Genomic DNA, 16,093 nt, shown 5'->3' on the forward strand with positions numbered 1-16,093 from the left:
TTTTGAGTTTGTCTACAGTCTGAGAGTAGACACGACCTTTCATTTCAACTATTTTGAAATTAATCTATAATTAGCTATAAGTATTTGAAACAGGAGGTCTAACTATGATTATTGCTTTACATCATGTGCAAATTACTATTCCAAAAGGGTCAGAGAATCAAGGGAAAGATTTTTATTGCGGTGTCTTAGGTCTGAAAGAAATAGAAAAACCCGATTCTCTTAAAGGCAGAGGCGGCTTTTGGTTACAGCTTGGTCACCAAGAGATACATGTAGGAACAGAGGATGGCTTTGATCGATTGTCGACCAAGGCTCATATTGCGTATCAAGTTGAAGATATTGATTACTGGAAGAAGAAACTAGCCGAACATCAAATCGAAATAGAAGACTCTGTACCTATCCCCGATTATGAGCGTTTTGAATTCCGAGATCCCTTTGGTAATCGAGTAGAAATCATACAGGCAATTGCCTAAACTGCCCTATTTTGGGCAGTTTTTTTAGATGAAATCCTCCCATATTACAGTTTACTGAAACATTTGTAATATAACTGTAAATTCCTTCGATAAAGCCATTTATAGCAGGCGTTGAGGCACTCCCCCACATCTCCCTGGCAACATTTACCGCCAAGAAGCCCTATATTTTCATGCTACGATTATTTCCAAGGCAAGACGATACAGGAGAAATCCTACTAAACGCTTCAGGAGGTTATTTACAACATGAATAAACGATTTTTATCTACAACACTTGCATTAACCATTGGATTTAGCTCATTCGGATTAGTCCAAACAGCGACGCAGCCAATTCAAGTAGAGGCAGCTACAACAAATGCACAAAACAACGCTCAGGCAGTTGCCGCTAAAGCCAATCAATTGATTCAAACTGGTAAAAGCTTAATGGGTCAAGCGACATATAGCAATACGGTTTACAAGCCTACATATCCTTATAAATTTTCTTGTGCTTCATTTTTAATGTATATCTTCGAGAAAAATGGTGTAGATCTTGGGACGTATAATGAAAACTATATGATTCAACAAGGTACGTATGTAGCACGTAACCAATTACAAAAGGGAGATTTACTATTCTTTAAGAGTAAAAAAACAGGAACTGACCCCGACCATGTAGGTATGTATATAGGTGACAATAAAATGATTCACATGGCTGATTCCAAGCAAAATATTGTGATCTCAGATTTAAATAGTAAACCTTATTATACTGAAAACTATGTATCAGCACGACGCGTTTTACCTACCCTTCTATCTGCCAACCCTGCAACAAAAGGCGATAAAATTGTAGAGAATGCGCTGACGTATAAAAATAAAGCAACGATTAGTTCTTCAACAAATGAATCGAGCCTACGCTTTACAGCCCCAGCATTTGTCGATTTCGTCTATCGTAAAAGCGGTGTGACACTTGGTGCAAAAACGTTAACTGATTTAATGAACCAAGGATCAACGGTAGCTCGTGCAAACTTGAAAAAGGGTGATTTAGTATTCTTTAATAGTGTAGCAGGCTCAAAAAATCCTTCTATTGTTGGGATTTATGCCGGTGATCACCGTATTATCATCCCAAATTCCGATGGTGTGATGACGAGAGTTTTATTAGTTGATTACTATAAAGAACACTATATTACAGCTAAGCGGGTTTTCTCTAACACCCCCTCTGTAAGTGCACCTTCAGCGAATACGTCTGCCGATAAGATTATTGCTACAGCTTCAGGTTTAACTAGCAAAGCAAAATTTGGTTATACGTATAATGAGAGTGCACTAACTTTCACAAGTGCGGGATTTACGTACTATGTATATAACAAGAATGGCATTGATTTAAAGGATAAACTAGCGAGTAAACAAGCTTTAGTCGGTACAAAAGTGCTCAAATCTCAGCTTCAAAAAGGTGATTTATTGTTCTTCTCAACGAATGATGGAGGAGCAACTATCACGCAAACAGGCATCTATTTAGGAAATAATCAATTTATTAGTATGACTACTAACAATGTTGTTAAACAAAATTTAAGCTCCACTTGGGCGCAAAAGAACTATGTTACAGCTCGACGTGTGTTAAAATAACAAGCTTTAAATGGTAGGGTGTCTCAACTATTAGAGACACCCTTTTTATTTAAGATAAATTTTTAAGATTGTTGGCAAATTCAATCATAGATTTACTTGACATCGGTCCTTTTATGAGAACAATGGTGTCCGCGTCAAGCTTTGGTTTCAATATTTCTAAAACACCTATTACATCTTTAAACGTATGAACCTCTGCTTTAGTTCCATCTTTTTTCGCTTGGTCGGCAATTGCCTCTGCCCTTTTGCCAATCGTAATTAATGTATCTATCTGTCTTTCAGCTACTTTGGAGCCAATTTCCCGATGATATTTTTCTTCAAAATTTCCTAATCGCTTTATATCCCCTAGCACAAGAATAACTTTTTTCTCTTTTCCTACTGTATCTAACACTTTCAGGGCTGCCTCGACAGAAGTTGGATTATTGGTCCACGTATCATCAATAATGGTACTGTCACCTAGACCTGTCGTAAATTCTAAATGTCTCGCCATTTGTTTAAAGGATCTTAAACCTGCAATAGCTTGGCGTATAGAAAGTCCCATTTCGCTACAGGCAGCAATGGCGGCTAACGCATTATATACTTGATGCTCACCGTAACCCGGCACAAATACATTGTATTTAGTGTCTGCTACTTCCAGCACAAATTTCATGCCTGTATGAGTAAATTGGATAGCAGAAGCTTTGTAATCAGCCGAATCCTGTAAACCAAATTTAATAATTTTCCCTTTAAATTTTTGGTAAGATATTTTTTCGATGTTAGCATCATCTGCATTAATGATTAGTGTACCATCTGCTCGAATACCCTCTACAATCTCTGCTTTCGCTTTAATATAACCTTCAAGATTGAGACAGCCATCTAGATGGTGAACACCAATATTCGTAATAATGCCGATGGTCGGCTGATAAATCATGCATTGGTGTTTTATGTTCCCTGTATTCCCCAAGCCTAGTTCAAAAATGGCTGCCTGTGTTTTATCATCCACGCCCGTCAAATAGGGTAATGATTGCCTTGGCTCATTTTTACTACTTACAGATGCTTGCACTTGCCAATGCTTACTAGCGATATGTTTTAGCATCTCTTTTGTTGTCGTTTTACCACAGGTTCCAGTCAATGCCACAACCGGAATATGAAAAAGACCACGATAATATTCGATAAATGTCCAATAGGCCTGCGCCACGCTTTTGACGTGTAAAACCGTTGTATTATCTAACGCATTTTTTAACTCAGTAGCTGGTTTATCAGATATGACAAGGGATGGTCCCTTCCTATCAATCTCTTGCCAGTTGATTTTATCACTTCGACTCAAAAACATAAGTGTATGACTTTGAGTTAAATCATGTCGATTATAGTAAATTGCATGCTTTACAGACCATTGATCTGATCCATGGATAATTTTCCCCTGCAAGACGCCTCTAATTTTTTGCACACTAATGGATTGCAAGTGTACTACGCCTCCTTTCTTTATCAATCTTGTACATACCTATTCATTCTCTTGATCACGAGTGCTACTTTTCTGATCAATTACTATACCTTATTAGAGTGGTATTCTATGTGACACAGTTAATATCCTAACCATGAAGAAGTGAGCTAAACTGTGGGAGGCGGAGGTTTATATTTAAGCTCAGTTGCTAATTTCGAAACCTGTTCACTATACATATCACCCTTTATGAGGACAATCGTATTTTCATCTATAATCTTCTGCAACAATGGATAAACAAGCGTGCTATTTTTATAGGTATAAACTGGAGCGTTAAAGCCTAATTTCACCGCATGATCAGCCATAATCCGTGCATGCTCGCCAATAGTAATTAGCACATCCACACCAATACGTTGGATTAATTCACCCGCTTGCTCATGTATAATATAGCCCCATGAGCCCAAATCGGTAATCGTGCCAATAACAGCAATTTTTTTCTTTCCATCTCCTAGCTCATTCAACACTTTTAAAGCCGCCTCTAAGGAAGTTGTCGTAATACTCCAGGTATCATCTAAAAGCATAGAATGATTAATGCCTTCAAAGAGCTGTAGTTGTTTTTTCAATTGACGGAAAGATTGGAGTTGATTGGCTGCAACTGGAATAGGTACCCCTATTTCATAGGCCGCTGCAATGGCAGCAAGGGCGTTGTACACTTGATGTTGACCAAATCCCGGTACAAAAATATCATAAGTTTTTCTATTATGGTGCAGCTTAAAGTTCATACCCTTTTGATAATATTGGATATGGCTTGCACGAAAATGACAAGAATCATGGATACCCACCTTCACTAAGCGCCCATTAAACTTAGAAATATTTAGTTTTTTAGTATTCATATCTTCGGCGTTTATGATGAGGGTTCCTTTAGGTTGAATGATATCTAGCATTTCTCCCTTTGCCTGAATATAGCCTTCAAGCGTCTTACAATAATTCAAATGATGGGCACCGATATTCGTAATAATCCCAATGGTCGGCTTGAAATACTTCCCTGCATTCGTGACATCTCCAGGTGAGCCAACAGCTGTTTCAAATACAGCCGCCTCTGTGTCATCTTCAATATTCAGTAAATATTGCAATGATGCCGTTCTTGAATTACTACTTAATGTCGTTGCTGTCACTTGTCGATCAGCAGAAAGAATATGTTTAATCATCTCTTTCGTCGTTGTTTTGCCTGAAGTACCAGTAATAGCAACAATGGGGATATGAAATTGATTGCGATAAAAGTGAACAAACTTCCAATAGGCCTCATCTACATTCGCAACCTGTATGATAATAATCTGGGTTGGAATCTCTGTGGGCCGATATGCTCTGTCGGTCACTATTACAAGAGGAGAAAGTGGCTCAAGACTTTTCCAATTAACAATACGTTTACTTGTAAAAAGGGCCGTATTGGGCTTTTTCACTTGTTTTAATCGATAAGCACCATGCTGTATCAGTATGTCCTCAGACCCTTGCACTATATAGCCCGCCGTAATCACTGCTAAATTTTTCACCGAAAGAGGCTTCATATTTTTTCTCCCTCCTTTCTTTTCTAGTATATGTAACCTCTTAAAAGTTGCTTGGATGTAGACAAGATACACAACTAGAAGAAAACTATTTCTTTGCATATATATAAAGGTGATTAAGTATCTAAGTACCAATAGAAGGAGTGATATACCTGAAAGCGATTGTATTTATCGGTACAAACAAATCCGGGTCTAGTCGTGAAGCAACAAGAGCAGCAGAAAGATTAGGCTATTTCACAATACTTTTCACCAATAATGAAAAACAACTTCAGCAGCGCCGATCTTACCCCGATATTCATAGAATGATTCTCATTGATACTTTGAATATCGAAAGAATGAAAGAGGAAATTGATAAACTAGGGAAAACCGGATTAGAGATAAAAAGTATCGTTAGTTTTGTTGATCCATTTGTTCATATTGCTTCCATGCTATGTGATGAATTTTGTCATAACTACACATCCTCTTCCGCAATTGAAATCATGGAGGATAAAGAAAAGACTAGAAATCATTTGAAAGACCAACCATACTCACCAAAATTTTCGCTCATGAAACCTAATGAGCCTATTGCAAAAAATTTAACATTTCCATTAATCGTGAAATCACCAAAGTCAACAGGTTCCAAAGATGTACTATTAGCAACGGATGTCGACCAGCTTCAAAACCACCTCAAAGCATTGCGTAGTAAAAATCCCTATGAAACGATTATGATTGAAGAATATTTGGAAGGCCCTCAATATTTAGTAGAGGCGGTCGTATATCAACGGCAATCACATATAATTGGCATTATTGAACAGGAAATTACCCAAGGGAAACGGTTTATCATAACAGGCTATGGCGTATTAGTGAAAGCCCCTTTGGATATTCAGGCAGGCATTGAGGAAGTTCTTCAGTCCATTGTCAAAGCATTTGATATAGAAAATGGCGCTCTCCATTTGGAACTCCGATTGACAAAAAACGGCTGGAAACTCATTGAGATTAACCCAAGGATTTCTGGAGGTGCCATGAACAACATGCTTCAAGCGGCACTCGGATTTAGTTTAGTAGAAGAAACATTGAAGCTTCTGCTTGGCGAAGAGCCTAACTTTCAGCCTAGACATAAAAAATTTGTTTACACAAAATATGTCATTGTAGAAAGCAAAGGAATTTTAGAAAAAGTAATTGGTAGAACAAGAGCGACAAATTCAACGGGAGTGGTCGAGGTTTATGTTAAACCAAGGAAAGGTACATTCTTAACCCCTCCTTTATCAATGGGTCACCGCTATGCCTATGTCATAGCACAAGGGTCAACCTTATCGGAAGCTCGGAATCATGCAACAAATGCCGCCAAAGAAATCAAATTTATTTTAAGAGTATGAAAAAAAACCCCGAATAATTGCCGCTTGCCAGTGGACAGTTACTCGGGTTTTTATATGCATTCCGTTATCGTGATGTAATGATTATTCTTCTTTCAATGTTTGGTCCAAATATTTCACCGTCTCAAACATATTCGTTTTACTAGCTCCCTTTACGAGAATCGTATCATGAGGTTGTATGAGTTTATCTAGCAGTGCATGCAAGGCATCTTTATTAATAAAGTGGTGGACCTTGGATGGGTCCATCCCCATCTCAATTGCGGCATTACTCATTTCATCAGTCCTAAATCCATAAGTGATGAATTCATCAATACCTACCTTATAAATATACTCGCCAACCTTCCGATATTCTTCTTCCCTCAACACCCCAAGCTCCCGCATTTGTCCAATAATCGCTACTTTTCTTTTTTTGGCAATATTGGTCAATACATCAATGGCAGCTCGGACTCCTTGTGGATGGGAGTGAACCGTATCATCTATGACCGTTATATCATCACGCAAGTTATAAATCGTTAATCGTCTTGGTGGCTTTTTAAAGTTGAGCCCTGCCTGGATATCCAATGGACTAAACCCTAAATAATCAGCTACAGCTACAGCATTAAGCGCATTATAAACATGATGCTCCCCTAAAATAGGAATATACAATTCTATTTCTTGACCATGTAGCTTCATTTTAAAGGACATGCCGATATCCTTATACTGAAGGTCATATGCTCGGTAATCTGCATCACTTTTTATGCCCACCGTTAACATTTTCCCTTTAAATTGCTGTGTCTCTAAATATCTTGAATTATCATCATCCTTATTCAATATAAGTAGCCCTTGTTGGTCCATCCCATGAATCAGTTCCGACTTTGCCTTCGCAACCCCTCTTACATCCCCATCAAAGTTACCTACATGGGCCAAACCAATATTCGTCACAATACTAATATTCGGCTGTATAATGCTACAGTGATTCGAAATAATACCTGGGTACGCCATGCCGTATTCTAATACGACAGCCTGATGAGAGTCATTGATTTCTTCCTTATGCTTTTTTGTATGCTCTGTCGTATTCCAATAATCCTTCGATTCAAACACATTCCATTTTTTTGATAAAATCGAACCGACAAATGCCTTGGTTGTTGTTTTTCCTGCACTTCCTGTAATGGCAATAATAGGTAAGTCCTTTTTAGCCTCCACTTGATTGCTTTTTGGTTGAACAATATCTTTTTTGACGTCCGTTTGATTGTTTTTCTGTTGAACCATTTTCTTTTTTACAGGTTTATGGTTTTTTGCGAGATACATCGCATAGCGGATAGAATTAATGACGACGTCTAATTCTAAATAAAAAGCAGGAGGACAGCCCGGGCGCCAATTTACCTCATACATCCAAATTTTTTGTTGTTGATCTAAACCGACGTCAATGCCTATTTCATCAATGACTTCCCCGAACTTTTCCATTTGTATGTCATCTAGATGATGCGCCAGTGCTAAAGAGAAATGCTCAAGCATTCGTCGAATATTGTAAGCTTCTTCCTTGAACTCTTGCTCTAAAAATGGGTCTAAATAATTGGTGAATCCACCATTATTTATATTTGGGATGATAGAGCCATTTGGAGCAATCCGAGGGTAGACAGTCGTCACCACCCATTTACCTTCACCATTTTTTTGTACATGCAGACGGAAATCATATACCTGGCCTGCCTTTGTAATGGATTGAATATAAGGCTGCATAATAAAAGTACCAGACGCAAGTTGCTCTTTTAATAAGGCATCTAATTGTGGCTTCGAATAGATTGTATTCGTACTATCTTTTCTCACCTCAAAATTCTTGGGTCCGGCCTTCGTAATAAAATAAATACCCTTTCCTTTACGTCCATCAATTGGCTTAAACACAACTCTTTTATAATAATGGATGAAGTTATGAAATACATCTGCATTCTTGACAATTTCAGAAGGAATCAAATACTGTTCAAATTCCTTGGCTTCTTTTAATCGTTTCATAACATTCCATTTATTCCCTATCGAATAGGTCGTAAAGGGAATTTCTTCTTTTAAGCGCTCAATAATCTCTTTAGACACAGATAACTTCTCTGGACTTCCCGCATTATAAATAACATCTGGAAAGGGCATTGTTTTTTCCTGCCATTGCCCATTCTCATATACCTTAGCGCGAATGGTACGTTTTTCAAAATCAACACTTTTAGGTGTAAAGTAAAAAAACTGTGCCCCTTCTGCCTTTGCAACTGCCGCATATGCATATGACTTGAGAACTGTCGTCGGATCAAGTCGATGATGCAGCATACCAATAATCGTCATAGCTAAACTTCCTTTCATTAGATTCTATCTCTATTACATTCACTCTTAATCCTTTTCATATAGACAGATGCTCTAGCTCTAGTCGTTTAATAGGATGCTACCATTTAGGTTCAATGATAAATTTCCCTTTTAGCATATCTGGCTTTAATAGTTGAATCGCAGAAATACTACTAAGCTCAATGGATTTTTCTGTACTTGTCTTTTCTAGCCTCACTACATCCGCAAGGGAATTGGTATCGTTCCCCTCATAATCAAAGGCACGTAGCAAAGACACCGTGCCACGATATCGATCTTTATCGACGTCCTCTATTCGGAAAAACTCCGTTTCAAAGTCCTTTACCGTATCCATTAGTCTTAAATGTGCGCCACTATTGGTAATTAAAAAAAACGGAATCGTATCACTCCCAACTATTTTTACAAGCAGCTGACCGAAATATTTAGAATGAAAATCCATCATAATATCCTGAAGATCCTTCAAATCGCACAAAGCTTCGCATAAAAAATGATTTCTTCTTTTCTCACTATTCAAATTGTAGCCCCCTCCCTAGTCTGAATAAGTATCCTAGTCTCCGTAAGTTGCCCTCTCGTTATAATATGTAGCGATACATAATATGACGACTTTTTCACAAAGAAACTAAAAAAACCTCTACCAAACGAAATGAGTGGTTAGAGGTTCGAAGCAAATCATTATTTGACAAGGCTTGCCAGTAGCTGTTCTAAATCATATTGTTCCAAATCATCTATTGTATGATGACCTGTAGAAAACGGTAATTGCTTGGTGATGGTATTGGGAACCACTACCGTGTGAAGACCCGCTGCCAAAGCTGCACGTGCTCCATTCGGTGAATCCTCCATAGCTATCGCTTCATTAGCACTTACACCTAATTGTTCAAGTGCCTGCACATACAGCTCAGGATCAGGCTTAACATTTGTCACCGTATCAGCCGTACAATAACAATCAAAAAACTCTCGTATACCCAATGCATCTACAAATCGATCAATCCATGAACGGCTTGAACTACTTGCAAGACCAATTTTTAAACCCGCTTCCTTTGCTTGCTGCAAAAGATTTAAAATACCAGGCCTTATCACTTCCAACTCCATCAGTTCCGCATGCCTTCCTTGAATGGATGTTCGAAATGCCTCCTCATCTAAATCCATTTGATGATGTGTAACTAGATAGGTATAAGGATTAAAATCCTGAAGATTTGTACCAAGGCATTTTGCATACGTCTCTAACGATAATGCCACACCATAAGATGCATAAGCATCCTTAAAAACTGTATACCAAGCTGTTTCTGTATCAATAATCGTCCCATCAAAATCAAAAATAATCGCCTTCACTAGCCCATCCTCCTCCCCTAAACGGTCATTTGCAATTCCTGCATTGCTATCCGCCATTTTTCTGACTCTATCCGTCTATTTCCACATGCTATCCGTCACTTTCCTACTGCTATCCGTCTATTCTGGCATGCTATCCGTCACTTTCCTACTGCTATCCGTCTATTCTGGCATGCTATCCGTCACTTCCACTTTGCTATCCGCCCCTCTATCATTTCGATTTCCTTCATTTAGCAAAATAACTCCGCCTATTATGAGTGCAATCCCAAGCGCAGAGTAGAGGTTAAACATATCGTCCCAAATGACAATACCTACAATAACCGTCAAGGCGGTGCCGACACCTGACCAAATGGCATAGGCCAGGCTTAGTGGCAAAGTTTTCAAGCATAGGGATAGGCTGTAGAATGATATTCCATAGCCAAGTGCCACCGCCACAGATGGTCCTAGAACTGTAAATCCATCTGAAAGCTTCAGCATAGTTGTTGCAAAAACCTCACTGATAATCGAGAGTGTTAAAAATAAATAGCCTTTCATCTCGTTAGCCTCCTAATGACTACCCGCAAGATTAAGTACCACGACACCTAAAATAATACAAAGAATCCCTAGTACCTTCTTACGATTAAATAGTTCCTTATACAGTACAACACCCACGATGGCTGTTAGTGCTGTGCCTAATCCTGCCCATATTGCATAGGCTGTGCCAATGGGTATTGTTTTTAAGGTTAAGGCTAAACAATAAAAGGCCGTGCCATAGCCGACCACTACTCCGAGAGATGGCCAAATACGAGAGAAGCCTTCCGTACGCTTGAGCATAGAGCTTGCAAAAACTTCTGCTACAATGGCGATAAATAAAAAACTGAAAACCATCATTTTTATGAAAATCCTTTCTTGCTGCTATGTTTAAATGCTACAATGATTAATCTTCATCCTCGACATATTCTAATATATCTCCCGGCTGGCAGCCCAGAGCCTTACAGATAGCATTTAAAGTAGAGAAACGAACAGCTCTTACCTTACCTGTTTTTAAATTAGAAAGATTGACAATTGACACATCAACCCTTTCTGCAAGCTCACTCAGCTGCATTTTACGATCCGCTAGCATCCGATCTAAACGAATAATTATAGTCATATTTTCACTTCCTAAGCTGTTGCATCATATTCATCTTGGAGAAATGTACCATAACGGAAAATACGCGCAATGGTCCAAATCACCAAACCACATAGTAATAATGTCCAATTAATACCTGTGTAATGATAGCTGATCCCTGTAATAAAATCTGTCTTTTCCAATAAGGATTCAAGCTTAAACGGTTGCATCATTAGATAGACGATATATGTACGGAATGCACTTACAGTCAAGCTCAAGATTATCACACAATACGCAATTCTTTCTATTTTTATACTATTATCTAGCGAAAATATAATCCCTTTTGCTATATTACTTAAAATATTTCTTACTTGAACAACGATTAAAAACAGAATAGTTATGTATATGGTAGCAGTTACTAATAATTTCACGATATCCATTTTCCTGTAGTACATATCTTGAACTGTCTGCTTGGACAACAGCATTTCCAATCCCTCAAAATGAATGGAAGCTGTCACACTTGTCTTGACTAACCAATGATTCACAGCATCCTCTGACACAATCATTGCTACTACAAAAATAACTGCCATGCACGCCATGCCTAAAATCATGAGAGCCATGATGACCGAAAAGATGATCCGAAGCCCCTTTGTCAACAATTGAAATTCTTTGCTTTGAATTGTTTTCTCCATTTTTAGCATCCCCTTTCTTCTATTTTATTATACTGTTCCTTTTATCTCTATCAATAATAAATTAATGTTTATCATTAAATTATTATTGATATTAATAAAACCCTCTAGCACATTTCTACTAGAGGGTCATGATGGTTTATTTCAGTAAGCCGGCATTGACTAGATACTGATTGGCTACTTCTGCCGCTAGTTTTCCTTCTACATTCACTTGATAATTCATTTCCCGCATATCATCGTCTGTAATTTGATCAGCGAGTTTATCTAAGGATTGTTCAATCTCTGGATATTGGTTCAGCGTCTCTTTTCGTAATAATGGGGCTCCTTGATAAGGCGGAAACAGCGCTTGGTCATCCTCTAATACACGGAGCTTGTATTGACGAATTTCACTATCCGTTGAATAAGCATCGAGTAGGTTGATATCTCCCGATTCAATCGCTTGGTAGCGAAGCTTAGGCTCCATTGTTGCAAGGGAGGGAAACGCAATATCATAGCGTTTTTGAATCCCGACATATCCATCCTCACGATCATTAAATTCCAATGTAAACCCTGCTTTAACAGCTTGTTCTATCGATTTAAGGTCCGAAATAGTTTGTAGCTGATATCTTTCTGCCAAGTCCTCCGATACTGCTAACGCATACGTATTGTTATAGTTCATTGGGCTCAGCATCACCATATCAAATTGCTTTAGCATTCCATCTTTCGCCTGCCGATAGACATCTGCCTCATTATTATTGATGGCTTCTTGTTTTAAAAATTCTGAGATGGCTGTGCCTGTAAATTCTGGGTATATATCAATGCTGCCAGATTTCAACGCATTAAATACAAATGAGGTTTTACCCAGTCCTGGTTTTAATTGCACTGTTAAGTCTGTATCCTGCTCTATTAATAACTTATACATATTAATGAGAATTTCAGGCTCCGCTCCTAGCTTTCCAGCGATGACAATTTCATCTTGGTCTTTACCATTTAGAAGCGGCATGAAGACCATCATCCATGCAACCATACTCACAAGACTGACAGCTATTACTGTTTTTCTAAATGACAGCGACTCAAGCTTTTTCAGTAAAATATCGAAGATTAATGCTAATATTGCTGCAGGCACAGCCCCTAAAATAATGAGTGCGGTATTATTACGATCAATGCCTAGTAAAATAATATCCCCTAAACCACCGGCTCCAATTAAAGCAGCTAATGTGGCTGTGCCAACAATTAACACCATAGCGGTTCGAATACCAGCCATGATGACAGGCAGAGCAAGAGGCAATTCGACCTTCAATAAACGTTTAGGTGTGTTCATCCCCATTGCCAATGCGGCCTCCTTCAATGAAGGGTCCACTTCCTTGATGCCTGTATAAGTATTCCGTAGAATCGGTAAAAGTGCATAGACCACTAAGGCAATGATGGCTGGAACTTTGCCAATTCCGAACAGAGGAATTAATAACCCAAGTAACGCTAGAGATGGAATCGTTTGTAGCACGGCACTAATACCAATTATAGTTTCTGCTATTTTCTTTTTATTGGTTAAATAGATACCTAGCGGAATGGCAATAATGATGGCAAAAAATAGGGCTATAAAGGAGATTTGTATATGCTCGAGTAATGCTGCCAGAAGCTGTTCCTTTCGTTCCTCAAACATCGCCACGAAATTAGTCATGTGCTCGACCTCTTTCCTTGAAATCATTTGCGACATATTGCAGTATAGCTGTTCGAGTCACCATACCCATAATCTCCCCATTTTCTTCCACACCAAGAACGTTATGCTCTGTCAGTTTTTCAAGAATCGTTGTGATCGGCTCATTGATAGTAATCGTATCCCCTAGCTCACTAACACTTACGATTGGTTGCATAACCGTCCGAATATCAAACCTATTGTGAACTGAATTTACCCCTATAAATTGTTGGACAAAATCATTCACTGGATTTTCTACCATTTCCTGAGGAGATCCAATTTGAACAATTTCTCCATCTTTCATGACACATAGTCGATCCCCTAGCTTCAGCGCCTCCTGCATATCATGCGAGACAAAGACGATGGTTTTTTGAATTTTTCGCTGCATATCTAGTAGATCATCCTGTAACTTTGTACGACTGATGGGATCTAAAGCACTGAAAGGTTCGTCCATCAAAATAATTTCTGGATCAGCTGCTAATGCACGAATTACGCCCACTCTTTGCTGTTCCCCTCCAGATAACTCCTTTGGCTTGCGCTGACGATATTTTTCAGGCTCAAGGCCTACCAATTCCAATAGTTCATCCACACGCTTTTGAATTTTAGTTTTACTCCATTTTTTTAATTCTGGGACAATCGCAATATTTTCTTCAATGGTCATATGCGGAAAAAGAGCAATTTGTTGTAACACATAGCCGATACTCCAGCGTAACTCGTGAATATTATAATCACTTACTCTTTTTCCATTGATCCAAATAGTTCCTTCAGTCAATGGAATTAATCGGTTGATCATCTTCAATAAAGTAGTTTTACCACATCCACTTGGACCGATAATAACGAAGAATTCACCTTTTTTAATCTCCACGTTGAGGGCTTTGACAGCCACATGGTCGTTACTATACATTTTTGAAACATTATCAAATATTATCATTTGCCAGCTCCTTATATTTCGCGAATAAAATAGTAAATTTGTATTTCGTCTATATATTTCACAAATAATAGCCCTTCCAAACATTTGTACGAAGGCTAGTTGATTTACTACACTCCCAACTCCTCAATGGTAGTAAAACCTCTTTACTATTTATCATAGCATTTTATCCCTAATTACACATAAATCTACTAAATTGACTGTTAATTCCGTCTTATGAGAAGATAAAAAAAACGGCAATTGGGAGGTAGTGAACTATGAAGAATGTCTTTCAATTTATACCTATTAACAAACTGGCTGATAAGTTTCCCGAAAACTCTTGGTGGGCAAGCCATTACACGGATTTTAGTGAGAACGACCTTGTTGCGTACTATGAGGGAGATTTGAAGCTTCCTTTTCTTGATTTGGATTGGGACATTCCTTTCCCACAGCAAGACAATGTGATCATTATTGTTATTGATGGTCATTTGACGGTAGATCATTTATACAATGCAGAAACGGATGGTGCAATAGGACTGATGGTAATGGGCAATTTGACAGCTAAAAATATAGCTGTAGGTGGTCAGGAAATCTATGTTCACGGACATCTGACAGTAGAGGATATTTTGTGTGGCTCCTATAATCATGGGGAAACGATTGTCAATGGTCATCTTCAGGCAAACGTATTAGTTCAAGACGATGAGTATCGCTTTAACGTTCATGGACAGAAGTCACTGCAATGTATCGTCAACATTTGGCACGGAGATGGCGTTTTTCAGGAACTCCCTATCCGTATACAAGATGTGTTAATTGACGAGGTTTTTTATGATATGGATGACGATGAAGAAGAGATTGAATTTTCATTCGTCACATTGGTGAGTATCCTTAAAGAAGGACGCTCCGCACTGACTAATTTACAGGAAATCCCCCACATCAAGAAGGCAACTCATGTATATTTTACGGACCATCACATCGATGTGGAAAATATACTAAAGCTAACAAAGTGTATTTTGATGACTGGAGACAAGCCTTATTTTGACCTTGAGGAACATGGTGTGCATTTCACTGTTCAGCGAGCGCATATCGATGATGACGGAGACAAGACGAATGATAGCATTTATATGAAAACCTCCCAGTATCATTATTTTATTTGGCTCAATGAAGATCAAACCGTCTCCCTATTGAGAAAATCATTCGATGAAGGAGATGAATGGTGGGACATTACGGATTTACCTCAGGACAATTTAGTGGATATTCAGGATCACTGGATTATGTTATTAACTTGTGTAAATGTCGCTACCCTTTATGTGCCTAAAATCGAGGTACAATATGTAGAACGAATTTTACAACATCCAGAAATTCAAGGGCTTGACGAGGATGACGATGGTTTCTGGGACGGTTCTAAATATTATAGTTTTCGTCAGGCCTATACGGATGAAGATGGTGATTTTATTCATGCTCGTATTGAAATTAAGACGCCTGATGAAGCGTATTATTTTTATTCATTAGAAAATCCATCCTATGTTTCTCGACACTACCAACCACCTAACCATTTTGGTCGCCACGAGATAGCTTTTTTAAATACTAGACGCTGGGAGGCTTCCGAACAATATTTTGAGAGATTTAAACAATATATGTCTCAAACTTTTAAGATAGACAATTCAGCGGAATGACATGGAACTATTTAACGTTCTCAACGTTCTATTAA

Annotated in this window: 15 protein-coding genes; 4 read left to right on the top strand and 11 right to left on the bottom strand. The window is 38.4% G+C overall.

Features of this window, described 5'->3' with window-relative positions; translation table 11 throughout:
* Positions 1-104: 104 nt before the first annotated feature.
* Both ACOZBY_RS13370 and ACOZBY_RS13375 read left to right on the top strand, forming a co-directional pair.
* Entirely contained in the window at positions 105-470 is a 366-nt protein-coding gene (locus tag ACOZBY_RS13370; RefSeq protein ID WP_012293959.1) for a VOC family protein, read from the top strand.
* A gap of 243 nt (positions 471-713) precedes the next feature.
* Complete coding sequence (locus ACOZBY_RS13375) at positions 714-2,060, top strand: C40 family peptidase (protein WP_036167966.1); 1,347 nt, start codon at positions 714-716, stop codon at positions 2,058-2,060.
* 49 nt (positions 2,061-2,109) lie between these two features.
* Here ACOZBY_RS13375 and ACOZBY_RS13380 read toward each other — a convergent pair whose 3' ends face one another.
* Together ACOZBY_RS13380 and ACOZBY_RS13385 are read right to left on the bottom strand one after the other, a co-directional pair.
* Positions 2,110-3,498: a UDP-N-acetylmuramoyl-tripeptide--D-alanyl-D-alanine ligase gene (locus tag ACOZBY_RS13380; RefSeq protein ID WP_422762470.1), complete on the bottom strand. Its 1,389-nt coding sequence runs from the start codon at positions 3,496-3,498 to the stop codon at positions 2,110-2,112.
* 146 nt (positions 3,499-3,644) lie between these two features.
* Positions 3,645-5,039 (bottom strand): Mur ligase family protein, encoded by a 1,395-nt coding sequence (locus ACOZBY_RS13385; protein WP_422762471.1) that lies wholly within the window; start codon positions 5,037-5,039, stop codon positions 3,645-3,647.
* Between the two features lie 140 nt (positions 5,040-5,179).
* Here ACOZBY_RS13385 and ACOZBY_RS13390 point away from each other — a divergent pair, with 140 nt between their 5' ends.
* A complete protein-coding gene (locus tag ACOZBY_RS13390; RefSeq protein WP_031419637.1) occupies positions 5,180-6,391 on the top strand; it encodes an ATP-grasp domain-containing protein in 1,212 nt (403 codons plus the stop codon).
* 81 nt (positions 6,392-6,472) lie between these two features.
* Here the strand turns inward: ACOZBY_RS13390 and ACOZBY_RS13395 are convergent, their stop codons facing one another.
* The 9 genes from ACOZBY_RS13395 to ACOZBY_RS13435 form a co-directional block, all read right to left on the bottom strand.
* Positions 6,473-8,689 carry a YheC/YheD family protein gene (locus tag ACOZBY_RS13395; RefSeq protein WP_197150734.1) on the bottom strand — a complete coding sequence of 739 codons (2,217 nt, stop codon included), beginning with the start codon at positions 8,687-8,689 and terminating at the stop codon, positions 6,473-6,475.
* Between the two features lie 97 nt (positions 8,690-8,786).
* A complete protein-coding gene (locus tag ACOZBY_RS13400) occupies positions 8,787-9,218 on the bottom strand; it encodes a hypothetical protein (RefSeq protein ID WP_031419634.1) in 432 nt (143 codons plus the stop codon).
* Positions 9,219-9,376: 158 nt separating this feature from the next.
* Positions 9,377-10,090, bottom strand: coding sequence for an HAD family hydrolase (locus ACOZBY_RS13405; RefSeq protein ID WP_012293951.1), 714 nt, complete (start codon positions 10,088-10,090; stop codon positions 9,377-9,379).
* Positions 10,091-10,192: 102 nt separating this feature from the next.
* The gene (locus tag ACOZBY_RS13410; RefSeq protein WP_012293950.1) at positions 10,193-10,564 is read right to left on the bottom strand and encodes a DMT family transporter; all 372 of its coding nucleotides are present in this window, start codon (positions 10,562-10,564) and stop codon (positions 10,193-10,195) included.
* Between the two features lie 12 nt (positions 10,565-10,576).
* On the bottom strand, positions 10,577-10,900 hold the full coding sequence (locus tag ACOZBY_RS13415; RefSeq protein WP_012293949.1) for a DMT family transporter: 324 nt from the start codon (positions 10,898-10,900) through the stop codon (positions 10,577-10,579).
* Between the two features lie 46 nt (positions 10,901-10,946).
* The gene (locus ACOZBY_RS13420; protein WP_031419630.1) at positions 10,947-11,159 is read right to left on the bottom strand and encodes a helix-turn-helix domain-containing protein; all 213 of its coding nucleotides are present in this window, start codon (positions 11,157-11,159) and stop codon (positions 10,947-10,949) included.
* An 11-nt stretch (positions 11,160-11,170) separates the two neighbouring features.
* The gene (locus ACOZBY_RS13425; RefSeq protein WP_422762472.1) at positions 11,171-11,809 is read right to left on the bottom strand and encodes a DUF2975 domain-containing protein; all 639 of its coding nucleotides are present in this window, start codon (positions 11,807-11,809) and stop codon (positions 11,171-11,173) included.
* Between the two features lie 136 nt (positions 11,810-11,945).
* A complete protein-coding gene (locus ACOZBY_RS13430; RefSeq protein WP_422762473.1) occupies positions 11,946-13,463 on the bottom strand; it encodes an ABC transporter permease/substrate-binding protein in 1,518 nt (505 codons plus the stop codon).
* Positions 13,456-14,409 carry an ABC transporter ATP-binding protein gene (locus ACOZBY_RS13435; protein ID WP_198694806.1) on the bottom strand — a complete coding sequence of 318 codons (954 nt, stop codon included), beginning with the start codon at positions 14,407-14,409 and terminating at the stop codon, positions 13,456-13,458. Before ACOZBY_RS13435 ends, ACOZBY_RS13430 begins: the two co-directional genes overlap by 8 nt.
* A gap of 254 nt (positions 14,410-14,663) precedes the next feature.
* Here ACOZBY_RS13435 and ACOZBY_RS13440 point away from each other — a divergent pair, with 254 nt between their 5' ends.
* A complete protein-coding gene (locus tag ACOZBY_RS13440) occupies positions 14,664-16,058 on the top strand; it encodes a hypothetical protein (RefSeq protein ID WP_036167950.1) in 1,395 nt (464 codons plus the stop codon).
* Positions 16,059-16,093: the final 35 nt, after the last annotated feature.

The sequence above is a fragment of the Lysinibacillus sp. NPDC056220 genome (genome assembly GCF_049315265.1).
In the GTDB taxonomy this organism is placed as follows: Bacteria; Bacillota; Bacilli; order Bacillales_A; family Planococcaceae; genus Lysinibacillus; species Lysinibacillus pinottii.